The 23,083-nt window shown below is 59.4% G+C and carries 17 protein-coding genes and 1 pseudogene; 12 read left to right on the top strand and 6 right to left on the bottom strand.

Going from position 1 to position 23,083, the window contains the following annotated elements; translation table 11 throughout:
• Positions 1 to 316 (bottom strand): annotated as a pseudogene (locus N8H22_RS09190) (transposase); the annotation flags it as partial.
• A gap of 431 nt (positions 317 to 747) precedes the next feature.
• On the opposite strand from N8H22_RS09190, the gene N8H22_RS09185 reads away from it, so the two are divergent.
• The 4 genes from N8H22_RS09185 (at position 748) to N8H22_RS09170 (ending at position 5,232) form a co-directional block, all read left to right on the top strand.
• Positions 748 to 1,953 carry an ISL3 family transposase gene (locus N8H22_RS09185; protein WP_191122093.1) on the top strand — a complete coding sequence of 402 codons (1,206 nt, stop codon included), beginning with the start codon at positions 748 to 750 and terminating at the stop codon, positions 1,951 to 1,953.
• 157 nt (positions 1,954 to 2,110) lie between these two features.
• On the top strand, positions 2,111 to 3,730 hold the full coding sequence (locus N8H22_RS09180; RefSeq protein ID WP_042928820.1) for a methyl-accepting chemotaxis protein: 1,620 nt from the start codon (positions 2,111 to 2,113) through the stop codon (positions 3,728 to 3,730).
• Between the two features lie 27 nt (positions 3,731 to 3,757).
• The gene (locus N8H22_RS09175; RefSeq protein ID WP_264590205.1) at positions 3,758 to 4,813 is read left to right on the top strand and encodes a porin; all 1,056 of its coding nucleotides are present in this window, start codon (positions 3,758 to 3,760) and stop codon (positions 4,811 to 4,813) included.
• 11 nt (positions 4,814 to 4,824) lie between these two features.
• A complete protein-coding gene (locus tag N8H22_RS09170) occupies positions 4,825 to 5,232 on the top strand; it encodes a hypothetical protein (protein ID WP_042928819.1) in 408 nt (135 codons plus the stop codon).
• 336 nt (positions 5,233 to 5,568) lie between these two features.
• Here the strand turns inward: N8H22_RS09170 and N8H22_RS09165 are convergent, their stop codons facing one another.
• Positions 5,569 to 6,228, bottom strand: coding sequence for a TetR/AcrR family transcriptional regulator (locus N8H22_RS09165; protein ID WP_264590204.1), 660 nt, complete (start codon positions 6,226 to 6,228; stop codon positions 5,569 to 5,571).
• 492 nt (positions 6,229 to 6,720) lie between these two features.
• Between N8H22_RS09165 and N8H22_RS09160 the strand changes: the two genes are divergently transcribed.
• From N8H22_RS09160 to arcC, 8 genes are all read left to right on the top strand, one after another.
• Positions 6,721 to 8,346 (top strand): efflux transporter outer membrane subunit, encoded by a 1,626-nt coding sequence (locus N8H22_RS09160; protein WP_264590203.1) that lies wholly within the window; start codon positions 6,721 to 6,723, stop codon positions 8,344 to 8,346.
• A 14-nt stretch (positions 8,347 to 8,360) separates the two neighbouring features.
• Positions 8,361 to 9,440, top strand: coding sequence for an HlyD family efflux transporter periplasmic adaptor subunit (locus tag N8H22_RS09155; RefSeq protein ID WP_264590202.1), 1,080 nt, complete (start codon positions 8,361 to 8,363; stop codon positions 9,438 to 9,440).
• A gap of 3 nt (positions 9,441 to 9,443) precedes the next feature.
• The gene (gene rbbA / locus N8H22_RS09150; protein ID WP_264590201.1) at positions 9,444 to 12,215 is read left to right on the top strand and encodes a ribosome-associated ATPase/putative transporter RbbA; all 2,772 of its coding nucleotides are present in this window, start codon (positions 9,444 to 9,446) and stop codon (positions 12,213 to 12,215) included.
• Position 12,216: 1 nt separating this feature from the next.
• Positions 12,217 to 13,347 (top strand): ABC transporter permease, encoded by a 1,131-nt coding sequence (locus N8H22_RS09145; protein ID WP_264590200.1) that lies wholly within the window; start codon positions 12,217 to 12,219, stop codon positions 13,345 to 13,347.
• Between the two features lie 561 nt (positions 13,348 to 13,908).
• A complete protein-coding gene (locus N8H22_RS09140; protein ID WP_042928813.1) occupies positions 13,909 to 15,354 on the top strand; it encodes a YfcC family protein in 1,446 nt (481 codons plus the stop codon).
• Positions 15,355 to 15,377: 23 nt separating this feature from the next.
• Positions 15,378 to 16,607 (top strand): arginine deiminase, encoded by a 1,230-nt coding sequence (locus N8H22_RS09135; RefSeq protein ID WP_042928812.1) that lies wholly within the window; start codon positions 15,378 to 15,380, stop codon positions 16,605 to 16,607.
• 17 nt (positions 16,608 to 16,624) lie between these two features.
• Positions 16,625 to 17,626, top strand: coding sequence for an ornithine carbamoyltransferase (argF, locus tag N8H22_RS09130; RefSeq protein ID WP_042928809.1), 1,002 nt, complete (start codon positions 16,625 to 16,627; stop codon positions 17,624 to 17,626).
• A gap of 1 nt (position 17,627) precedes the next feature.
• A complete protein-coding gene (gene arcC / locus N8H22_RS09125) occupies positions 17,628 to 18,563 on the top strand; it encodes a carbamate kinase (protein ID WP_044316085.1) in 936 nt (311 codons plus the stop codon).
• Positions 18,564 to 18,853: 290 nt separating this feature from the next.
• Here arcC and N8H22_RS09120 read toward each other — a convergent pair whose 3' ends face one another.
• Genes N8H22_RS09120 through N8H22_RS09105 form a run of 4 tightly spaced genes read right to left on the bottom strand, consistent with a single transcriptional unit; the run spans position 18,854 to position 23,083 of the window.
• Complete coding sequence (locus N8H22_RS09120) at positions 18,854 to 19,846, bottom strand: DUF4105 domain-containing protein (RefSeq protein ID WP_044316086.1); 993 nt, start codon at positions 19,844 to 19,846, stop codon at positions 18,854 to 18,856.
• Entirely contained in the window at positions 19,843 to 21,873 is a 2,031-nt protein-coding gene (locus N8H22_RS09115; protein ID WP_264590199.1) for a GPI inositol-deacylase, read from the bottom strand. Before N8H22_RS09115 ends, N8H22_RS09120 begins: the two co-directional genes overlap by 4 nt.
• 36 nt (positions 21,874 to 21,909) lie before the next feature.
• Positions 21,910 to 22,080 (bottom strand): hypothetical protein, encoded by a 171-nt coding sequence (locus N8H22_RS09110; RefSeq protein ID WP_264590198.1) that lies wholly within the window; start codon positions 22,078 to 22,080, stop codon positions 21,910 to 21,912.
• 58 nt (positions 22,081 to 22,138) lie between these two features.
• On the bottom strand, positions 22,139 to 23,083 hold the full coding sequence (locus tag N8H22_RS09105) for a lipid A deacylase LpxR family protein (RefSeq protein ID WP_264590219.1): 945 nt from the start codon (positions 23,081 to 23,083) through the stop codon (positions 22,139 to 22,141).

The raw sequence follows: 23,083 nt of genomic DNA, 5'->3' as shown, positions 1-23,083 counted from the left end.
CGAATAGTCAGCGGATAGCTGGTTGATGAAGGCGTACTTCAGCCGCACTCCTTGGCAAAGTACGCGGCGGCCTTTTTAGGATGTCTCGCTCTTCGGTCACGCGCTTGAGTTCGGCACGAAGACGACGCAGCTCAGCTTGCTGATTGTCCTCTTGCGCGCGCTGCTCTTCGGGCTTGCTGTAGCGTTTAACCCAGGCATACAGGCTGTGGGTCGACATGCCCAAACGAGCAGCTACCTCCGCCACTGGCAGACCTCGTTCGGTCACCTGTTTGACTGCTTCGATTTTGAATTCTTCGGGATAACGCGGGTTGCTCATGGCACCTCCTAGTGGGCCGTATTATGAGGCCTGGAGGTGTCTACGAAACTAGGGGCGATTCAATTCGCTTAACGGAATAGGAGATAACAGACGATACAACCAGGAGCACGGCGAGCAGCAAAGGAAGCGAGCGGCGAAGGATTATCTGGCTAACACCCATGAAATACCTGTTGTTTTTATTAGTGCTGGCGGAGCGGAGCGCTTCAATTGCCGCAACGGAATGACAGCAAGGTTATCGGCACACGATAGAAGAATTCGACCCCAGACAAGCAGGATTAGCTTGCTACAGAGATTAAATGAGGATGCGTAGCGAAAGGCCACCCCAAAAATATGGTTCATCGCGGATTAGCGGGAAAGCGAGGGGAGACGGCGGCGAGAAGGGCTAAGGTGGTGTTCGCCAAAACATTTCCGACCCCACCACCGCCGTCGCCATGGATGCTAGTTTGCTCGCCCTGTTCTGGGAAGGCTTCGAGCTGGATAGCTATGAGCCTCTCGGTACCCATTGCCTGCTGATAAGGCTCAAGCCCGATGCCTCAAGGCTGCCTTGTTGCAGCGGTTGTGGGCAGTCCACATTCCTCCCTCACGACACCAGTTTCCGCCGGGTGCGCGAGCGCGATCTGTTGCAATACCGCGTCTGGCTGGAGGTTCCTGTTCGTCGGGTTCGCTGCCCCACTTGTGGTCCTCGGCGCGAGCGGATCGATTGGCTCGCCGGCCGTCAGCCGCTCACACGCGCGATGGTCAACTGGGTGGAAAATCTGGTTCGGCTGCTGCCGATCAAGCATGTGGCCGAGCTGGTGGGGCTTCATTGGCACACGGTCAAAGCCATCGACCTTGGCCGTCTCCACCGGGATATTTCAGCACCGGACCTGAGCCGAGTTCGCCGCCTGATCATGGATGAGTTTTCCCTGTACAAGGGGCATCGCTATGCCACCGTGGCGATCTGTGCCGATACCCAGCAAGTACTGTGGGTCGCGGAGGGCCGTAGCCGCGAGGCTGTGCGCCCCTTCTTCGAGTGGATGGGGCCGCCAGCCTGCGCTCGGATCGAAGCGGTTGCCATGGACATGAACACGGCGATGGATCTGGAGGTCCAGGCGCACTGCCCCAACGCCCGGGAGGTCTACGACCTGTTCCATGTTGTAGCCAAGTACGGCAGGGAGGTCGTCGATCGGATCCGGGTCGATCAAGCGAATCGGCTGAAGGCTGACCCTGCCGGTCGACGGGCGATCAAGCGCTCGCGCTGGTTACTGCTGCGTAACCGGCACAATCTCGATGAGCCCCAAGCACTCAAACTTGACGAACTTCTGGCCGCGAACACGCCGCTGATGACGGCTTACGTGTTCAAGACACAGCTGAAGGAGCTCTGGTATGCACCGAATGAGTATGAAGCGCGGCGGCGGTGGGGCGAGTGGTTCAAGCTTGCCCAGGAAAGCGGACTGCAACCTCTTCAGGCCTTTGCCAAGCGGTTAAAGGCCTACGTTGAAGGCATTGTTTCCAGCGCCGAATTCCAGCTCAACACCAGCGTGCTTGAGGGAATGAACAACCGCATCAAGGTCATCAAGCGGATGGCGTACGGTTACCGGGATAACACCTACTTCTTCCTCAAGATCAAAGCGGCGTTTCCCGGCAAGTTGCGATGAACCAAAAATATTTACAATTTTCTATTTTTTGTTCAAGTTAGCCCGATTCACGTCGATACGTATGACAGCAATCGATGCTCCGACACGGTCGCACAAAAAATCATCTCGCCATCACTCAGCGTGCAAGCCGATGCGTTCTGCCTGAGAGCCAAAAATCATGCTCAAAAATCTACCGCTGACTCTAAAACTATCCCTCGCTCCTGCCGTTGCGATACTTGGCCTGGTCCTGTACGTGGGCTATACGTCGCTTCAGCTGTCGGCGACTGATTCGCGGCTACACGCTTTGGAAACCCACCGCTATCCCATATTGGAACGGGCCGATGCAGCTATTTTCCAGTTCTCCCGCATCCCCGGATTGCTCAATAGCTCTGTTGCGGCTGGCGAACAGAACTTGCTCACGGAAGCTGGCGAGGTTCTGCAGGCTATCAACACGCACCAGCAGGAGCTGGAGAAGCTCGTACAGGTACCCAATCGCCGTGAGCAACTCAACGACTGGCGTCTCGCCGTGGATCGTTACGCTGAAAATGCGATCTCGGCGTCCGGTAAGCTCGTCAGCGGCAGCGCCTCCTTCGGTGACTTGCGTCCGAGCCTTGACCGCATGGCCAATGACCTGGCTCAGGCTCAAAAACTTGCCGCGGAATTCCGCAGTGCCGCTTATGAGGACTTCGAGCTAACGCTTGCCGAAACCCGTGAGGTCAACGCAACCACCACTCGCCTGGGAATCATCCTCAGCCTGGCGCTGCTGATACTGGTCACCTTATGTGCCTGGGCCGTCACGCGCAGCATCATGGCCAATGTCCGTGGCGTGATCGACTCACTGCAAGGCATTGCTAAGGGCGACGGCGACCTGACCCGTCGCGTCAACGTCGAGTCCAACGACGAAATCGGCGCGATGATCCGCCTGTTCAACGGTTTCCTCGACAAACTGCAAACCACTATTCGACAAATCATCGAAGCCGCCAGCCCCATCGGGGACTGCTCCAAAGAGCTGTACCGCCTGACCCAAGGCTCCGAGGAAAACGCCAAGTCCCAGCAACATCACACGGATTCGATCAGCCGTGACATCCATACCATGACAAGCAGCATCCATGAGGTTGCGCAGCGTTCGCGCCAAGCCTCCGATGAGGCCGGCTCCGCTTCGCGCCAGGCCATCACGGCCCGCAAGAACATCGGCAACCTTTCAAGCAGTATCAGCGATTTGGGCGATAGCGTGATGGGTTCCGTCCGTGCAATGCAGCAGCTCGAAGAAGAAACCCAGGAAGTCGGCTCGGTGTTGACGGTGATCCGCAGTATCGCCGAACAAACCAATCTGCTCGCACTGAACGCTGCAATCGAGGCCGCCCGAGCCGGCGAGCAGGGACGTGGCTTTGCGGTGGTAGCTGACGAAGTACGCAACCTGGCGCAAAAGACCGCCGCCTCGACCGCGGAGATCCAACAGATCATCCAACGATTACAGAACAGCGCCAATACCGTGCTCGACGTTATGACAGTCAACGGTGATAAATCCCGCGAAAGTATCGAGCATTCGATCGAGGCGACTCGGCTACTCGAAGCCATCGCGCAGACGGTCAGCCAGATCGATGAGCTCAACGCCGACATTGCCCACCATACACAACAGCAAATCGGTCTATCCGAATCGATTCAAAAAGAAACAGAAGTGTTGCAGCAGGATGCACAAGCAACCGCAAACGGGGCCGAAGCCACGGCTCGTCTCGGCGAGCAACTGGTAGGTACGGGAGATCACCTACGCCAGGCAACCGCCCAATTCCGCGTTTAAATTTATAATCCTGGAGCAGTACGAACAATGAACAAACTCAATCTCTTGGGCGTAGCCATCTGCCTGGCCAGTACTTCAGCGTTCGCCTTGGACCAAGGTGAATACCGATTCAACGGCTTTGGCACTGCCGCCATCAGCCGCGTCGGTGGGGTAGACGATGCGAAGGGCTATGGCATTTCCGGCCAGACCACGGACTCCTGGCGCGGCGACCAGCTGTCCAAGCTCGGCGGACAATTCTCCTACGGCCTCACCGACCAACTGAGCGCTACTATTCAGACCGTCGCCAAACCTGAGCAGGACGACTGGCGTCTACAGCTGGAATGGGCGTACCTGGCTTACGCGGTCAGCAATCAATTCACAGTCCGTGCTGGCCGCTTGCGCCCGGGCGCGTTCATGTTTTCCGAGACGCTGGACGTCGGTTACACCTACCCATGGCTGCGCCTGCCGGACGAAGTTTACAGCCAGATGCCGATTACCAATTACGAAGGCGCAGATGCCCTATACAGCCTTCCGCTTTCCTTCGGTACGCTGAATTTTCAAGCCAGTTACGGCCAAGCAGTAAACCGCAATATCTTCATTCATGGTCTCGATGCCCGTCTAGACGTGGATTACAAAAAGCTGCTGACCGGCAGCGTGAGCCTGGCGACCAACGACATCGGGACGTTCCGATACAGTTATACCGAGTCCACTCTGAGCGTGGATCAAAGCGACGAGTTCAAGGGCAAATTCATGTCCTTTGGCCATCAGTACGACAACGGCAGCTGGGTCACTAACGCAGAAATCATCAACCGCCGCAGCCCGCTGGGCGAGCACGACGCGTTCTACATCATGGCCGGTCACCGCTTCGGTGACCTTTTGCCTCACGTTACCTATGCCCAGCATGACGAAAGCGACGCTGGCCGCGACTCGTCATGGGCGTTTGGCCTGAACTACAGCCTGAACGCCAACGTTACGCTGAAGAGCGAATACAAACGCGTCGAATCCACCCGGAACTACAACGGCAACTTTGTGCCGGCGTATAACACTGCCGAGCCAACGTTCGACGGCGACATCTTCAGCATCGGCGCTGACTTCGTATTCTAAGAGGAGCCAACATGAATCGTTTCACTCAAAAGACTCTCGCCGCCGCTCTGCTAAGCCTGGCTTCTGCCATGGCGCACGCCGAGGTGGCCGTGATCGTCAATCCGGGCGCAACCAAAGCGCCCTCACAGGCAGAAGTGGCAAATATCTTTCTCGGCAGGGACAAAACCTTAAGCGGCATCGACCAGAAAGACTGGAATCCCACCAAGGAAAAATTCTACTCCGCCGTCACCAGCAAGAACGAAGCCCAGCTGAAGTCCTACTGGTCGGGCCTGGTATTCACCGGTAAGGGCCAGCCCCTGCCGGCCGAAGCCGGCGACTCGGCGGTTGTGGCCAAAGTCGCCGCCGAAGCCGACGCTATCGGCTATGTCGACAGCGCCGCGGTCAATGATTCAGTGAAGGTGCTGTTCACCCTGCCCTGACACATTTTGTGTTTTGATTTGCGGCCCTGAGACTCTGGCGCGATGTAGCACTTAATGGCTGCAGCGTTTCCCCCAGCCCCAATCTTTAAGACGCCCGGTGCAGCGCATCGGGCGGTTTGTGTATTCAGAACGAGGTCGAGGCTGCTCTAACTTTGGGGATGCCGCGATTAGCAATGTCTGGACGCCGTCAGCATGTTTCATTCAATTTAGCGAGGCAGCCGCTTGTTCGCTTTGATCGCCGTTGCGCTATGCAGCCTTCAGCCGCTTCGGTTGTATGCCATGCCAGTGCGGTCCCGACGTTGGTAATGGCAATACTATGGCAAACCGACATCTAATTCAGCCCGCTGTGCCCCTACTCACCTCTGGCTGCAGAAGCTCAAGCAGCAGTTGCCTATGCGCCTCCCGCAACTGTACAAGCGATATTGACGGGTCGCCTCTGGATAACATTGAAGAGTTCAGCCATAGCAATGCGGGAGCGAGCGCCAGCGGGAAAAAGTGCTCGGTCAAGACACCTGGGCGAATGACCCCGCGTTCTATGTTGCGCTGGATGATGAGCTGCGCCCGCTCCCGTAATCCGCGCGCAACTTCCTCTCGCCAATGCCGGACCAGTGCAGGTGCTCTGGCACTTTCGGCTAGGAGCAGTCGGTAGACCGATATGGTAGCGGGGGAGTCAAACGTCGCGTAAAGGCGATCAAGGTACACGTCTACTAGCTCCGGCAAAGTCAAATCTTCGTCCGGGAGCCAGCCTTGGAAATCACAAAGCTGCTTGGTCATACGTTCGAGCAAGGCATGAAAGATCTCTTCCTTGCTTTTAAAGTGCGCGTAAATTCCTGCCTTTGACATTCCCGCGCATTCCGCTAGACGCTCCATCGACACGGCGTTGTATATCCGATCCGAGAATTCAACCAGAGCCGCGTCCAATATTTCCTCTTTCCTAGCTGCCGAGGACAAGTAGCGGCGCTTCTCTGTGACGACGTCTTCTTTCCTGGCTGGCATTCAAAGCCCCTTTCCAAATTTGAAAAATGTTCTCACGGGATGGCCACCGACTCCACCGAAAACAACCTTGATCCCGCCCAGACAATTTCCGTCAACCGGTATCAACGAGCCGCCCCAGGGGTTGCGGAGGAGGAATTGTAACGCACTGTTAAAAACAACCGTCTGGTCGTTTTTTTTAAAAAACCCTATAATGATAAGAAATACGACCAAAAGAGCGCCTCGTCGACCAGCCGCTAAGACCCGGATGCATACACAATTAACGGAGATGCCGTGGGTTTTATCAAACTTGCGAGAAAGAAAAGCTGGTGGCGAGCGTGAGCCACACTCCGTGCAAGGGTGAACCTACATGCCATGCAATAGGCTGCACTGGCCCTTCGGCGAATCCAACACCAACAAACCTCCTTTTTCACCGTGTTCTGAACGTTGGTGTCGACAGGCGTAATACAAGGTGCGCACAGCCATCAAGGCCCCGCTCGATTGCGGCAGACCTTCATGATCGAAGTGCCGAATTACTGCATGCGCGCTCATCGATGCCAAAGCGAGCGCCGCCATCAGCACGCCTCTACACATGGACGCCTGCCGCTCTACAACCAGACCCCATTAGGCCCGATACCCGTACGGAACATGACCATGCCTCCAGCTTCTCTCTTGTTTCCTGAGTTCAGATTGCGCACTGCCACGCTGGCACTGAGCGCCGTCGCACTAACCGGCTGCATGTCGCTCGCTCCTGCTCCTAATACGCCACCGCTGCCAGCACCCAAGGTTTGGCCTAGTCATCTTGAATCGAGCACAGACGGCGCCCATGCGGGAGAACTGGCCTGGCAGGCGTACTTCACGGATCCCTTGCTGCAACGCCTTATCGAGACTGCGCTGGAGAACAACCGCGATCTGCGCCTGGCCGCGCTGCGTGTCGAGGAAGCCAGCGCCGCATTCCGCATTCAGCGCTCGGATCGATTTCCTGCCGTGGGCGTGGGTGCCCAGGGTGGACGCGCCCGCGTCCCTGGCGATCTGAACATGTCGGGCAGATCGCAGGTGGGTGGCGAGTATCGGGCTGAGGTGGGTTTAAGCACTTGGGAGTTGGATCTGTGGGGCCGAGTTCGTAATCTGGAAGACGCCGCCCTGCAAACCTGGCTGGCTACCGATGCAGCGCGCCGGGCTGTCCACCTAGCGTTGATCGCCCAGGTGGCGGACGGTTATCTTGGCTTGCGCGAGATCGACGAGCGCGTGGCTATCGCGCGGCAAACCGTGACAACCCGCGAGGAGTCCTATCGCATTTTCCGGCGTCGTGTCGAAGTCGGCTCGACCTCGACGCTGGATCTCACCCAAGTCCAGACCCTCCTGAACCAGGCTCAGGCGCTACTAACCCAGCTTGAGCAAGCTCGCGCCACGCAACTGCACGCGTTGGCGCTGCTGGTGGGCGCCGATCCTGGCTCGCTGCCTGCTAAGGCTCTCTTCGATGAAACGACGGTGCTGGCCGAACTTCGGGCTGGTTTGCCCTCGGAGCTGCTGGTCAGTCGCCCGGACATCATTTCCGCCGAACACCAATTGCGTGCTGGCGATGCCAACATCGGCGCGGCCCGTGCAGCGTTCTTACCGCGCATCGCGCTGACCGGCAGCTTCGGCACGGCCAGCAGCGATCTCAATGGCCTGTTCGATTCAGGTAGTCGTGCCTGGACCTTCATGCCCACGTTGTCGATGCCCATCTTCGATGGCGGCCGGCGGCGCGCCAACCTGGAACTGAGCGAAGTGCGTCGCGATATCGCCGTGGCCGGATACGAGAAGACCATTCAAACGGCCTTTCGCGAGGTGGCTGATGCCCTAAGCGCCAAGTACTGGTTGGCTGAACAGTTGACAATCCAGGGAGCCAACCTGGAAACGCAAAGCGAACGCGCACGACTAGCCCAGTTGCGCTATGACAACGGCTCGGCTGCTTTCCTAGAGGTGCTGGACGCCCAACGCGATCTGCTGGGTGCCCAGCAACAACTGGTACAGGCGCGCCGCGCGCTGCTGTCCAGCCAGGTAGCGCTGTATGCCGCGCTCGGCGGCGGCACCCTCGCCGCATCCAACGAGGTAGACGGTGCAACCTCGACTCCCGCCTCCATCCCATCAACCCGCTAAGGCACGCCGAACCCATGACCTTCTCACCCTCTCTCAAGAAAAAACTCCTGGTCGTTGCCGCTGCAGCGGTTGTCGTCGCGGTGGCCTGGTGGGGCTGGACGAAGTTTGCCAACAGCGGACCCGGCGAAGGCTTTGTCAGCGGTAACGGCCGAATCGAAGCCACCGAAATCGACATCGCTACCAAGCTTCCCGGACGTATCGAAGACATCCTGGTACGTGAAGGCGATTTCGTCACAGCTGGCCAGCCATTGGCCAGGATGCAACTTGAAACGCTTGAGGCACAGCGCGACGAAGCCTTCGCCATGCGTCAACAGGCCGAGCACGCGGTGACCGCAGCGCAGGCACAGGTCGCATTGCGCGAAGCCGACGTTGCTGCGGCGCAGGCACTCGTCGGCCAGCGCGAGTCGGAGCTCGACGCCGCACAGCGGCGTCTGGCACGTTCGGAGACGCTGTCCCGAGAGGGCGCCGCCTCGATACAGGAGCTGGACGATGACCGGGCGCGCGTACGGGGCGCACAGGCGACGCTCGCGGCCAGCAAAGCGCAGACTGCCGCTGCCCGCGCCGCAGTCGAGGCAGCCAAAGCACAACTGGTCGGCGCCCGCTCCAGCGTGACCGCCGCCACGGCCAGCATCATTCGCATCGAAGCCGACATCCGCGACAGTGAACTGCGCGCGCCGCGTGACGGGCGGGTTCAGGTGCGCGTGGCGCAACCTGGCGAGGTGCTTGGGTCGGGCGGACGCGTCCTGAACCTGATCGACCTGTCGGACGTATACCTCACCTTCTTCCTGCCCGAGACCGTGGCCGGGCGCGTCGGGCTCGCCTCAGAGGTGCGCATCGTTCTGGATGCCGCGCCGGAGTACGTGATACCAGCCACCGTTTCCTTCGTCGCCAGCGCGGCACAGTTCACCCCCAAAACGGTCGAAACCGCCAGCGAACGGCAAAAACTGATGTTTCGTGTGCGCGCGCAGATTTCGCCGGAGTTGCTGCGTGAACACCTGAATCAGGTCAAGACCGGGCTGCCCGGCGTGGCCTGGATCAAGCTCGACGCAAATGCCGAATGGCCTCAAAACCTGTCCCTTCGCGTGCCGGAGTAAGGTATGAGCCACAGTGGGAGCGCGCAGCTCACGACCGTTGCAAGCGTCCGTCAGGTGCGCTTGCGTTACGGCGATGTCATCGCCCTGGATGGCATCGATCTGGACATTCCCGCCGGGAGGATGGTTGGCCTGATCGGCCCCGACGGCGTCGGTAAATCCAGTCTGCTCTCATTGCTGGCTGGCGTACGTATCATCCAGAAGGGCACGGTCGAGGTACTGGGTGGCGACATGGCCAGCAAGGCCCATCGCAAGCAAGTGTGCCCTCGCATCGCCTACATGCCGCAGGGACTGGGCAAGAACCTGTATCCGACGCTCTCGGTCGAGGAAAATCTGCAATTCTTTGCGCGCCTGTTCGGTCATGGTGCCGCAGAGCGCCGCCAGCGCATCAATGAGCTGACCCAGGCCACCGGCCTGTTCAAATTCCTGTCGCGCCCGGCAGGCAAGCTCTCAGGGGGCATGAAGCAAAAACTCGGCCTGTGCTGCGCGCTGATTCACGACCCGGACTTCCTGATTCTCGATGAGCCGACGACCGGCGTGGACCCGCTGGCGCGCGCGCAGTTCTGGGATCTAATTGACCGGATCCGCGCTGATCGTCCCGGCATGAGCGTGATTGTGGCCACCGCCTACATGGATGAGGCCCAGCGCTTCGACTGGCTGGCGGCCATCGACGACGGCAATGTCCTCGCCACCGGCACACCGCAGGAGTTGCTCGAAAGAACAAGCAGCCTGAACCTGGAAGAGGCATTCATCCGCCTGCTCCCGGAAGAGAAAAAGCGCGGACACCAAGCGGTAGTCATTCCCCCTTTGCCGGATGACGGCGCGGACGATATCGCCATCGAAGCCGAGGAGCTGACCATGCGCTTTGGCGACTTCATCGCCGTCGATAGCGTCTCCTTTCGCATCCGGTGCGGCGAAATCTTCGGCTTCCTCGGCTCCAACGGTTGTGGCAAGTCCACCACCATGAAGATGCTCACCGGCCTGCTGCCGGCGAGCGCGGGTCGGGCCTGGCTGTTCGGTCACGAAGTCGATCCGCATGATCTGGACACCCGTCGCCGCGTCGGCTACATGTCGCAAGCGTTCTCGCTCTATAGCGAAATCACGGTACGGCAAAACCTGGAATTGCACGCCAAGCTCTTCAGCGTGCCCCCGAAGGACATTCCCGGCCGCGTGGATGAGATGGTGGAGCGCTTCGGGCTGGTGGACGTCCTCGACAGCCTGCCGGCCAGCCTGCCTTTGGGCATACGGCAGCGTTTATCGCTGGCCGTTGCCATGGTGCACAAGCCCGAGCTGCTGATCTTGGATGAACCGACCTCCGGCGTCGATCCGGTGGCGCGCGATGCGTTCTGGCGGCTGCTTATCGAGCTGTCGCGGCGCGACCGGGTAACGGTCTTCATTTCCACACACTTCATGAACGAGGCCGAACGCTGCGACCGCATGTCGATGATGCATGCGGGTAAGGTGCTGGACAGCGACGTGCCCGCAAGACTGGTCGAGAAGCGCGGCGCCAAATCCCTTGAAGAGGCCTTCATCGGCTACCTCCTCGAAGCCGAGGGCGGCGGCCCAGTCACCCCGCTCAGCCGGCCGGAGGCCGCTAATCACGAGAATCAACCCTCTGCGGCGCCTGCTGAGCACGGCGGGAACGGCGCCGGCGGTTTCAGTCTGCAGCGCATGTTTAGCTATCTGTGGCGTGAGACGCTCGAACTGCAGCGGGACCCTGTACGTGCCACACTGGCGTTGGGCGGCTCACTGCTGCTGATGTTTGTGATTGGCTTCGGCATCACCATGGACGTAGAGGACCTGAGCTATGCGGTACTCGATCGCGACCAGACCACCCTAAGCCAAAGCTACACGCTGAACCTCGCCGGCTCGCGCTACTTCACCGAGCACGCACCGATCGTCGACTACGAGGACCTCGACCGGCGTATGCGCAGCGGGGAGCTGTCGCTGGCCATCGAAATCCCCCCTGGCTTCAGCCGCGATGTGTTGCGGGGCCAGAACGTACAGATAGGCGCCTGGATCGACGGCGCTATGCCGCAACGCGCGGAGACCGTCCAAGGCTACGTCCAGGGCATGCACCAGCACTGGCTGCTAGCTCAGGCTAGCGAACGCGGCGGCGCCAGTGCAGCCAGTAATGCGAGCGTCGAGACACGCTTTCGCTACAACCCCGATGTCAAGAGCCTGCCGGCTATGGTGCCGGCGGTAATCCCTCTGCTACTGCTCATGTTGCCGGCGATGCTGACTGCGCTGGCGGTGGTGCGCGAGAAGGAGACGGGCTCGATCACCAATCTGTACGTGACGCCGGTCACGCGTCTCGAGTTTCTGCTTGGCAAGCAACTACCCTATGTCGGCCTGGCGATGGTGAACTTCCTACTGATGACGCTGCTCGCGGTCACCATCTTTGGCGTGCCAGTCACGGGCAGCTTCTTCACTCTCGCGCTGGCCGCGCTGATCTTCTCCTTCGCCGCGACCGGCATGGGGCTGCTGGCCTCGGCCGTCACTCGCAGCCAGATCGCATCCATGTTCTTTGCCATGATCGGCACGCTTATACCGGCCACCCAGTTTGCCGGTCTGATCGATCCGGTGTCCTCGCTCGAGGGCTCCAGCAAGTTCATTGGGCAGATCTATCCCGCCACGCACATGATCTCCATCAGCCGCGGCGTTTTCAGCAAAGCGCTCGGCCTGGCCGATCTGACGGGGCCGCTGTGGTCGATGCTTTTGTCGGTCCCGGTCATTCTGGGCGCAGCCGTTTTGCTACTCAAGAAGCAGGAGCGCTGAGATGAGCAGAAGAAACCTGGCCAATATCTACGACCTCGGTGTCAAGGAGCTGTGGAGTCTGTGGCGCGATCCGATGATGCTCGTGCTCATCCTCTATGTGTTCACGGCGTCGGTCTACACCTCTGCCACATCCATGCCGGAGACGCTGCACAACGCGCCCATCGCCATCGTCGACGAGGATAATTCGGCGCTGTCTCAGCGGATTGCCTCGGCATTCTACCCGCCGCAGTTCACCCAGCCGGCCATGATCGACTATGGGGACGTGGACCCGGGCATGGATGCCGGGCAGTACACGTTCGCCCTGGTCATTCCGCCCAACTTCCAGCGCGACGTGCTGGCGCGGCGTTCGCCCGCCGTGCAGCTCAATGTCGACGCCACCCGCATGAGCCAGGCGTTCACCGGCAGTGGCTACGTTCAACAGATCTTCACGGGTGAAGTCAACGAGTTCGTCAAGCGTTATCGTGGAACCGACGCGCCCCCCGTGGATCTGGCGATGCGCGCGCGCTTCAACCCCGCGCTGGACAAGGCCTGGTTCGGCTCCGTGGTGCAGATCATCAACCACATCACGCTGCTGTCTATTATCCTGACTGGCGCGGCGCTCATCCGGGAGCGCGAGCACGGCACCATCGAGCACCTGCTAGTGATGCCGGTTACCCCTGCGCAGATCATGCTCTCCAAGGTCTGGTCGATGGCCCTGGTCGTGCTGATCGCCTCCTTCCTGTCCCTGAATCTCATGGTGCGCGGCATCCTGGGCGTGCCCATCGAGGGCTCGATTGCGTTGTTCTTCGCCGGCGCGGCCCTCAGCCTGTTCACCACCACCTCGATGGGCATTTTCATCGCCACGCTGGCGCGCAATATGCCGCAGTTCGGCATGTTGATGATGCTCACGATCATGCCGCTGCAGATGCTCTCGGGTGGCACCACGCCGCGCGAAAGCATGCCCGAGATCGTGCAGAACATCATGCTGATCGCGCCCACCACCCATTTCGTGGAATTGAGCCAGGCCATTCTCTACCGGGGTGCGGGCCTGGAGACGGTATGGCAGCCGTTCCTAGCGCTGGCCCTGATCGGCACGGTGCTGTTTTTCCTGTCGTTGGCACGCTTTCGCAAAACCATCGGCCAGATGGCGTGACTGGCTGCCGCGTGTACTCGTAAACAAATGCTCGTATCGTGCGAAGCAAGTGTTGACTGATAGGATCTGATCGCCCCGATCAGAACTTGGCTCGCCAGTTTCTGCGGGGCATTCAATAACGCTGTCGTGTGCGCTCCAGATCCAGTTCCGAAAAACGTCGACCTTCCAGGTTAACCCTCCAGCCCTTGCCGCTGAATTCAAACCGATGCGGTCACCTCAGTCAACGGTATACACCTCTCCCCTTAGTACCTCTGGCGGAGAGCTAGGCACGCCGACGGCGATGGTGCGGTTGTCCTCACCTCTGCTATCAATCGCCATTGGCTAGGCGCCCCAATGCTCACAGTAAAGCTGGGGATGCATAAAGGAATGCTACTCCCGCATTTGTTGCTCAATAGATAGATCTTAATCAACTCCAACGCATTTAAATCGCTCACAAAAACAAACGACTGGACGGTTTTTTATTGCCCCGCTACCGTTGATCGAAGGATCACTGCCAATCTACCGGCACCACTAGCTGCGCTATCGCAGTCTTCAGTGAGGCCACAGAGAAGGAGAGCCACCATGGCTGAAGAAAACACTACCGCGCAAAACCCGGAAGAGGATCTGACAAGCCGCTTTCCAACGGCCTATACCATCCTGCTGCTACTGATCGTTCTAGTTGCTGCGCTGAGCTGGGTTATTCCCGCCGGAAAGTATGAGCGGGTGATGAATGAAGAGGTCGGTCGTGAAGTGGCTGTGCCAGGTACTTACCAAGTGGTCGAGCCCATCCCCCAGGGCTTTATGGACGTCATGCTGGCTCCCATTGCGGGTTTTTATGATCCAGAAAGCTATGTCGCCAACGCCATCGACGTGGCGCTGTTCGTGCTGTTTCTGGGCGGCTTTCTCGGGGTGATAAATGCCACCGGTGCGATCGACACCGGTATACGCAGCGTCATGCAACATCTGGAAGGCCGAGAGATATGGATGATTCCGATCCTGATGACGCTGTTCGCGCTTGGCGGCACGACTTACGGCATGGCCGAGGAAACCCTTGCGTTCTACGGCATTCTGATTCCGATCGTCATTGCCGCCGGCTACGATGCGGTGACCGGGGTAGCGGTGATTCTGATCGGCGCCGGAGTCGGCGTGCTGGGCTCGACCATCAATCCATTCGCCACCGTCATCGCCTCCAATGCGGCGAGCATTCCCTTTACGGACGGCATGCTGCTGCGTCTAGTGCTGCTGGTAGGTGGGCTGGTGATCTGTGCCGCCTACGTGATGCGCTATGCCAAACGAGTCAAGGCCGACCCTTCGCGCTCCGTGGTAGCCAAACAGCGCGATGCCCACCGCAAAATTTTTCTACAGGGGCATGACGATTTAGACGACGTCAAGCTGAGCCTGACCCAGAAACTGGTCCTGTCTATCTTTGCACTGACCTTTGTGGTCATGATCTGGGGTGTTTCCTCCCAGGGCTGGTGGATGGACAAGATGGGCGCACTGTTCCTAGGTGCTGCGATCGTCGCTGGCCTTGTCGCCCGCCTAGGCGAGAAAAAGCTGACCGGCAGCTTCGTAGACGGTGCCCGCGATCTGCTTGGGGTGGCTCTGGTCGTTGGTCTGGCGCGAGGCATCGTTGTCATCATGGAGCAGGGCATGATTGCCGACACGATTCTGCACAGCGCTGAATTGCGCCTGGCCGACATGTCGGAACTGGGCTTCATCAACCTGATGTTCTGGATCGAGACAGGCATGAGCTTCCTCGTGCCTTCGTCATCCGGTCTTGCCGTACTGTCGATGCCCATTCTTGCCCCCCTGGCGGACTTTGCCAATGTCAGCCGCGACCTGGTGGTGACGGCTTATCAATCAGCCAACGGCCTGGTGAATCTAATCAACCCGACCTTCGCGGTGGTGATCGGCGGCCTGGCCATAGGTCGGGTCTCCTATGACCGCTGGCTCGTATTCATCTGGCCCTTGCTGGCGATCCTGACCGTGTTCATCACCTTGGTGATCAGCATCGGTGTCTTCCTGTAATTCCCTGATAAATGAGGTGGCACATGTCTGAACATGCTCTTGGTGTTCACTCCGAGACAGGTATTCTGCGGCAAGTCATCGTTTGTCGACCCGGCCTTGCCCATCGCAGGCTAACGCCCAGCAATTGCGACGCCCTGTTGTTTGATGATGTGTTCTGGGTCAAGCAGGCGCAAAAGGATCACGATGTATTCGCGAACCTGATGCGTGCCCGAGGGGTGGAGGTGCTGGACGTCAATCAACTGCTGGCCGAAATCCTCGACATCGCCGAAGCGCGAAGCTGGATTCTTGACCACCGGATCAGCTGGAATCATATTGGTGTCGGTATGGTCTCTGACTTGCGGGCCTGGATGGAAGAACTACCGGGACACACCCTGGCCGAATTCTTGATCGGTGGCTTGCAAGTGAACGATCTGCCGTTCGATCCGAGCGGTCTGTTCGGCAACCACTTGGGGCCTTATGGCTTTGTCCTGCCGCCCCTGCCGAACTTCCTCTTTACCCGCGACAACAGCGCCTGGATCTACGGTGGCGTCACCCTGAACCCCATGTACTGGGCCGCACGTAAACCCGAAACGCTGCTGACGGCGGCAATCTACCGGTTTCATCCAAAATTTTCTGGCAAGGTCGAGGTGCTCTGGGGGGATCCGCTCAAGGATCATGCGCTGGCCACCCTGGAGGGCGGCGACATCATGCCGGTCGGCAATGGCACCGTGCTGGTCGGCATGGGCGAGCGCTCATCACCCCAGGCGATCGGGCAAATGGCCAATGCACTGTTTGAACGCGGCACGGTCAATCGCGTGGTGGCCTGCCATATCCCCAAAAGCCGAGCGTCCATGCACCTGGATACGGTGTTCACCTTCTGCGGCGGCAATGTTGTTACCGCCTTCAAGGAAGTCGCCGATCAAATGGTTTGTTATGACTTGCGTCCCGGTACGAGCGGCAAGCACCTGACGTTCAGTCAGGATCCTCGCCCGATGTTCGACGTGGTCGCCGACGTGCTCGGCTATGAATCCCTGACCGTGATCCCCACCGGAGGCGATACGCCCGCCGAGCGTGAACGCGAGCAATGGAATGATGGTAACAACGTTCTGGCCTTGAGTCCGGGCGTGGTCATTGGCTATGACCGCAATGACGACACTAACGCCGCTCTGGAAGCGGCCGGAATCGAAGTCCTGAAAGTTCCCGGCGCAGAGCTGGGCCGAGGCCGCGGCGGTGGACGTTGCATGAGCTGCCCGACCATACGCGACGCCATCTGACACTCGAGGAGCATGCAATGGCCTTCAATCTGAAAAGCCGACACTTTCTCACGCTGCGGGATTTCAGCCCGCGCGAAATCGGTTTCCTGCTGAAACTGGCAGCCGACCTGAAAGCAGCCAAATATGCTGGTACCGAAGTGCCACAGTTGTGTGGCAAGGAAATCGCCCTGATCTTCGAGAAAGACTCCACCCGCACGCGGGTAGGTTTCGAGGTGGCGGCCTTTGATCAGGGCGCCAAAGTCACCTATCTGGGGCCGACTGGCACTCATATTGGCCACAAGGAATCGGTCAAGGATACCGCCCGGGTGTTGGGGCGCGTCTATGATGCCATCGAATACCGGGGCTTCGGCCAGACCGTGGTTGAGGAGTTAGCCGAGCATGCTGGTGTGCCGGTCTACAACGGCTTGACGGATGAATTCCACCCAACGCAGATACTGGCTGACTTTCTGACCATGCAGGAGCATGTGGAAAAACCATTGCGTGACATATCCTATGTTTTTATTGGCGATGCCGCCAACAATATAGGGGACAGCCTGCTGATCGGCGGCGCCAAAATGGGCATGGACGTTCGTCTGTGTGCTCCAAAGGTCTGCTGGCCGCATACTAATATCCAGCAGGAAGCACAGCGAATTGCCAGCACCACCGGCGCCCGGATCATGATCACAGAGGATATCGATAGCGCGGTCGCCGGTGTGGATTTCGTCTATACCGATGTTTGGGTGTCGATGGGCGAGCCCGAGGAAAAATGGGCCGAGCGGATCAAGCTGTTGCTGCCTTATCAGGTCAATACCGCACTTATGGAAAAAACCGGCAATCCGCGGGCGCACTTCATGCACTGCCTGCCGGCCTTCCACAACACCGAGACGACGATTGGTAAGGAGATTCAGCAAAAATTCGGTATCGACGCCATGGAAGTCACGGACGAGGTTTTCGAAAGCCCCGCCTCGATCGTTTTTGATCAGGCGGAAAACCGCATGCACACCATCAAGGCGGTGCTGGTCGCCACCCTGGGAGCCTGACATGCTGGTAGTAGCAGCCCTGGGCGGCAACGCCCTATTGAAGCGGGGCGAACCTCTGACCGCGCGTACCCAACGATCCAATGTGCGGATCGCCGCCCAGGGGCTAGCGGCCATCGTACGGGCTGGCCATGATCTGGTCATTACCCATGGCAACGGCCCTCAGGTGGGGCTTCTGGCTTTGCAGGGCGCTGCCTACAAACCGGACGAGGCCTATCCTCTGGATATGTTGGGGGCTGAAACCGAAGGCATGATTGGCTACGTCATCGAACAGGAGCTGGAGAATGCGCTGAATCACGACCGACCAGTAGCTACGTTGCTGACACAAGTCGTGGTGGATCAGCATGACCCAGCGTTCGATAACCCGACCAAATTCATAGGACCCGTGTATGAACGGGCCGAAGCCGAATCCCGGGCCAAAACCGCCGGTTGGCATATCGCTCAAGATGGCGACAGATGGCGAAGAGTGGTGCCCTCTCCCAAGCCGCTTGAAATCCCTGACATGCGGGTGATCAAGTTGCTGTTGGAACAAGGCGTAGTCGTGATCTGCGGCGGTGGTGGGGGCATTCCGATACTACGCAACGAAGACGGTAGTACCGTCGGCGTTGAGGCGGTCATCGACAAAGACGCAGCCAGCGCCCTGCTGGCGCAACAGCTCCAGGCCGATGCCCTATTGCTGCTGACTGATGTCGATGCGATCTATCGGGATTTCGGCACGGACAGCGCAGCGGCGATCAGGAGTTTGAGCGTGGAGGAAGGGCGTGCGCTCGATCTGCCGGCCGGTTCTATGGGGCCCAAACTGGCCGCTGCAGCCGACTTTGCTGAATTCGGAGGATTCAGCGGCATCGGCAGATTGGACGATGCGGTGGGTATGCTGCAGGGTTGCGTCGGGACTAGAATCCAGAGGAGGTTGAACCTGAGACATTCAAGCAGAAACTGAGCGGTCCTATCCTCATTCAATTCTGCAGCCGTTACCTGTGCGCGGACGAAACAGCGACTCCTCAAGACCGCGCTCATGGTATCGACTGCGACCCGGATCGTCGTCAAACATCACAGAATATCAGCGACGAATACGTTCACGTCATGACTATGATTGTGCTAGAACGATGAAACTTAGCCATTCCGAAGTTCGCCTCGTCAGCGGGGAGCCGGCATTTTCCTTGCGTCGGCCACTGGCAGAACTAGCACAGAGGTTTGTGCTCTAGTGCGAAATCAATACTGGACCTTCCCTTACCAGCCGGGCACACCATCGCGTATTACCCGAGAAAAGTCCATATTGTTACCTGCCCGCCGAGCCCGTTCGGTGATTCGTCCCTGCTGACGCAACTCCTCTAGTTTAAGATTCTGCTCTAAACCGCCTACATCCTGGACATATCCGGGTAGATAGCCGGTGAGCAGCAGCCTGTAATCTAGCGGCAACCCGCGGATGATCTGGCGCATCATCTCAAAGACGATGGTGGTGCAGTTGGCGGTAATGGTGTTGTAGAAACGAGGTTCTTGCTGCAGCTGATTTGTCTGCTGGATGTAGGACAGGAAGAGCGCCCGCATCGCCTCTTCGGACATATTTACCCGATACAGATAGACATCTTCGTTGCGAACGTTGGTGCGCACCCGCAACGCGTCTCGCTCGTCGGCGGCAACGATGCTCAGTTCGAACTGTTTGAAGAAGCCGCCAATTTCCGAATAGCTTTCGCCACGCTCTTTGCGGATTTCCACCGTGAATACCACGAACTGGCCATCATCGAAGCCGAACGAAACCAGAACGTGAGCGATGGCCGGCATCCCCCAGTAAGAGGTCGCCAAATCGACCGACGTCAGCTGATCCAGATCGTAGCGGCGGGTTTCCCAACGTGGGTCATAGTCCTCGTCGCTGCGCCAGTCGAAATTGCGCACGTTGTGCAAGGTTACCTGACTGCCCTCCGCACGTCCGTGGGTCATGCCCATCAGATCATCGGTCCAGACCCGATGGTTCGAGGGCTCTAGGGAGTTCCACCAAACCTGCAACAGCGCGAACAGCGACAGGTAGCCGCAAATCGCAATCCAGGGCCGAAGCCGCCAGAGCGCGATGAGCAGCGCCGAGGCGAGGATGCACCACAGGGCTATCGACGCGCTCTTGCCCGCAGCCATCATCGGCAACTGATACCACAGCGCCATGCCCCCCCAGGCTGTCGCCAGCAGCATTGCCAGCGAAGCCAGCACCTGCAGGAAAACACGCAGGGTCATGGTACCGGTCCCGCGAACCGGTCGCCGTCGGACTCGTGCAGATGAACGTGCAGAATGCGGCGGATTTCCATGATGGCCTCGGGCGTCTCCTGCACGCTGTGGCCGAAAGGAATCACGATTTCCGACTCTGCCGCGGCCAGATGGGCACTGGAATACGGCACCACACCATCGCTGGAATCCAGCAGTGACAACGCGGGGGTGTAGTTGCCGATGATCGAGTGGTAGCGCACCGCAGGCGAGATGGGCAGGTCGGCGCTCAGCCTGACAAAGGGGTCGTTGCTGCTGAGATTGTCGATGCTGTTGAGTGGCCGGGTCAACACCTCGGCATTGGCCGAGCCCGGGACGATCAGCAATTGCGCAACATCGGTGATCCGCCCAAGCACCGAGGCCGGCAGCTTGACGAGGCCAGCGGCCCAGCGGGAAATGCGGTTCTCAGCGAATGGCGTGCCGCGGTGCGGGGCCGCGACGAAGATCGCGCGGCTGACATCGGGCAAGGGCTCGAACCTCACATAGGGGCCGACCTCCTTCTGCACCCGCTCGAGCCTACGCCCCTGAAGCGGATACCTCTCAAGCAGGGCGGCCCACAGACGATCTCCGGAAGACGACAGCATCAACCGCGACAGCACCCCACCCATGCTATGCCCGATTACCACCATATCCCGAGAGGCCTGGGCCGTTCCGCTCGGATCGAAGTGCTCAAGGGTCTGCTCAAGGGCCGTACGGATCGCCTTGTTGTTGAATGCCAGCGGGGCGTTTGTCGGGTAATAGACTTGCCAGATCTGGTAGTTTTGCCGCAGGGCTTCGTCGCCCAGCACCTCGTTGGCGACATTGATCCAGGCTTCCGGACTGCTGGCCAGGCCATGCAGCATGATGATGATGCGGCGGTTCGGATCGTAGGGCTGCATCAGATAGACGTGTGGCTTTTCCAGTACCTCGCCCTTGCCCACTAGTGTCAGCAATGACTGGGAGGCAAATCCCGAACGAGCCAGCCAGAGCCCGTAGCCAGAGGTGAAGCTAGCCGCCAGTGGGATCTCTCGCCCGGCCATCGTGATGCTGTCCTGGCGAAATGGGTCGTAGCCGACGATATGCACCTTTTGCGTGCTCAGAACCTCGTCCAGGGTCGCTCCTGGAAAACTCGCCACTGCAGTGACGGCCGGGAACGGCGTCTCGCTCCAGGCCAGCTCCGCACTGTCCTTTCTCACCACTCTGCGGTCAGTCATGGCGACCAGTTCTGCTCCCAACCCGTCCCGCCGATACTGGTTACGCAAGCCCTTAAAGGAAAGCGAAGCCGCTGGAATCAGCGCCTCCGGCAGGTCCCGGCCGCCAGCCAGACGGACATCGCCCACCGTACCCTGAATCTGCCAGCGGCCGCTATGCAGCACGAAGTTGCCCTGGCCTTCGCCAGCCTGTGGCGGGTTGCCTTGATAGCGCGCAAAGAGCCCAGTCAACGCCTTTTGCACGGAGAAGTTGTAATAGTCGCGCACCTGGGTCTGCCTATCGTCCAGGGCCCTCTGCCCCACCGTGCGCTCGGTCATGAACAGGTAAGCGTAAGCGTGCCGGGCGCTTTCCAGGTAAGCATCCAGCATGGCGTCGGTCTGCGCATCGGTCTGCGCCGATCGATCCAGCCGCAACGCTTCCTGCAGCCAGAGTTCGGCCAATACCGACAGCCGTTGCTCGTCGCCCAGCGCTTTCGACTCGCCCAGCGTTCGAAGGCAGACGGCAGCGGCTGCCTTGCATTCGTCCTGGCCGATGCCGACCACCTGCAGCGCGGTCCCCACCGAAGAGCTGAGTTGCCCTGTGCTCAGCACATCCCCGCGGCGCAGGGAGATGTAGTCCCTGGTTTCGAGGGCGGACACCTTGACCCCGGCGCAACCGCTCAGCATCAGCAGCAGAAGCACGAGGAACGCTCCCCGCCGGAGGATGGAGCCATATAACTGTCCGCGGAGCGGAGCTGGTTGACGATTCAAACTGAGGAACTCGAATGCGAAAAAGGAAGCGGCCACCGGCACTCGCAGTACCGGCGCCATGCATGGCTTTTTCGGCCGCCAAGAATACGGAGCCTGTCACGCACCGCCGAAAGTGATGTACATCTTGTATCCCAGCACCGAAAACACACCGACGATGCCCAGTCCGATCAATGCAACCCCCCAGTTCCTCTCGCGCGCGGCGAACCCGACAGTCATCGTCAGGAACGCCACCAGCAGTATGGAAATCATTACATTAAATTCATCCATTTCCAGTTTCTTCCTGTTGAGATGGTTTGCTTGGGCCGCGCAGAGCCCCTCGTCAGCATTACAACCAGGTCGAGAGCGTGATCGAGCCGAACTGGTCGTGCTCCTGTTGTCCCTCGAACTCGCGGGTGCGCCAGACGCTGGCGAACGCCAGTTGCCAGCGGCTCCAGGTCAGCACGCCGCCGAGCGTGGCGTCGCCGACCCATTCGCGGCGATCCACCGAATGGCTGTTCTCGAAGGTGTTGCCGTCGAGGAGCATGTTCTGCGCCATATAGCGGCCCTCGAGATTGGCGAAGCCGTACCAACCGAACCCGCTGCCCGCGTGGAAGAACTGGTTGCCGCTTTGCCCAGGAGTGACCGAAGGAATGCTGAAGCTACGCTGCAGGTTCTGCCCGAGCCGCGCCCCCAGGCCTGTCGATGCGTAGGTGTACAGATTGCCGAGCGAGAAGCCCAGGCTGGGGCCGTATTCCAGCTCCAGCCCGCCCATGCGCTTCTGCAGCCACCAGCGGTGCTGGTAGGCCAGATTGACGAAGGGCTCGTTCTCCAATTGATGTTCCCAGCCGTTGGGCTCGTCGCTGCCGGTGGCCTTGTGCACGGCGCTCTGCAGTCGCTTGCCGCCTGCGGCTGGGCCGACGATGCCGACGTCCAGGTGCAGCTCCTCGGCTGAACGCCAGCCCTCGTGCTGGGTGTCGGAGAACAACGACACTCCGGCGAACATCAGCCCCGCATATGGACGGTCGTCCTTGATCAACCAATGGTTTTCGATTTCCTCAGGCGTATAGATCTGATGGCTAAAGCGATAGGCGACATTGTCCACCGCACTGCCCGACCAGTCCGGCAGGAGATCGGCGAGACTACGGCTCCAGTGATCCTGTTCGGGCTCAAAGCCCCAGATTACTTCCAGGCCGTTGCTGTAATGGCCGTCGCTTCCGGAGGAGATGATGTCGTTTTCCGCCTTGATCGACAGCGTATCGGCTTCTGCCGCGGCACAAGCGACCAGCAGCAT

The organism is Stutzerimonas sp. S1, from assembly GCF_025966695.1.
Taxonomy (GTDB): domain Bacteria; phylum Pseudomonadota; class Gammaproteobacteria; order Pseudomonadales; family Pseudomonadaceae; genus Stutzerimonas.
The sequence above is the reverse complement of the archived record's forward strand: the minus strand, read 5'-3'. Positions and strand labels throughout refer to the sequence as shown.

Bases quoted from the DNA above. Each gene is read 5' to 3' on its own strand.
- N8H22_RS09175 (WP_264590205.1), top strand. From the start codon at position 3,758: ATGAACAAACTCAATCTCTTGGGCGTAGCCATCTGCCTGGCCAGTACT.
- N8H22_RS09135 (WP_042928812.1), top strand. From the start codon at position 15,378: ATGTCTGAACATGCTCTTGGTGTTCACTCCGAGACAGGTATTCTGCGG.
- N8H22_RS09140 (WP_042928813.1), top strand. From the start codon at position 13,909: ATGGCTGAAGAAAACACTACCGCGCAAAACCCGGAAGAGGATCTGACA.
- N8H22_RS09105 (WP_264590219.1), bottom strand. From the start codon at position 23,083: ATGCTGCTGGTCGCTTGTGCCGCGGCAGAAGCCGATACGCTGTCGATC.
- N8H22_RS09145 (WP_264590200.1), top strand. From the start codon at position 12,217: ATGAGCAGAAGAAACCTGGCCAATATCTACGACCTCGGTGTCAAGGAG.
- N8H22_RS09185 (WP_191122093.1), top strand. From the start codon at position 748: ATGGATGCTAGTTTGCTCGCCCTGTTCTGGGAAGGCTTCGAGCTGGAT.
- argF (WP_042928809.1), top strand. From the start codon at position 16,625: ATGGCCTTCAATCTGAAAAGCCGACACTTTCTCACGCTGCGGGATTTC.
- N8H22_RS09170 (WP_042928819.1), top strand. From the start codon at position 4,825: ATGAATCGTTTCACTCAAAAGACTCTCGCCGCCGCTCTGCTAAGCCTG.
- N8H22_RS09155 (WP_264590202.1), top strand. From the start codon at position 8,361: ATGACCTTCTCACCCTCTCTCAAGAAAAAACTCCTGGTCGTTGCCGCT.
- N8H22_RS09110 (WP_264590198.1), bottom strand. From the start codon at position 22,080: ATGGATGAATTTAATGTAATGATTTCCATACTGCTGGTGGCGTTCCTG.
- rbbA (WP_264590201.1), top strand. From the start codon at position 9,444: ATGAGCCACAGTGGGAGCGCGCAGCTCACGACCGTTGCAAGCGTCCGT.
- N8H22_RS09115 (WP_264590199.1), bottom strand. From the start codon at position 21,873: ATGGCGCCGGTACTGCGAGTGCCGGTGGCCGCTTCCTTTTTCGCATTC.
- N8H22_RS09180 (WP_042928820.1), top strand. From the start codon at position 2,111: ATGCTCAAAAATCTACCGCTGACTCTAAAACTATCCCTCGCTCCTGCC.
- arcC (WP_044316085.1), top strand. From the start codon at position 17,628: ATGCTGGTAGTAGCAGCCCTGGGCGGCAACGCCCTATTGAAGCGGGGC.
- N8H22_RS09165 (WP_264590204.1), bottom strand. From the start codon at position 6,228: ATGCCAGCCAGGAAAGAAGACGTCGTCACAGAGAAGCGCCGCTACTTG.
- N8H22_RS09160 (WP_264590203.1), top strand. From the start codon at position 6,721: ATGATCGAAGTGCCGAATTACTGCATGCGCGCTCATCGATGCCAAAGC.
- N8H22_RS09120 (WP_044316086.1), bottom strand. From the start codon at position 19,846: ATGACCCTGCGTGTTTTCCTGCAGGTGCTGGCTTCGCTGGCAATGCTG.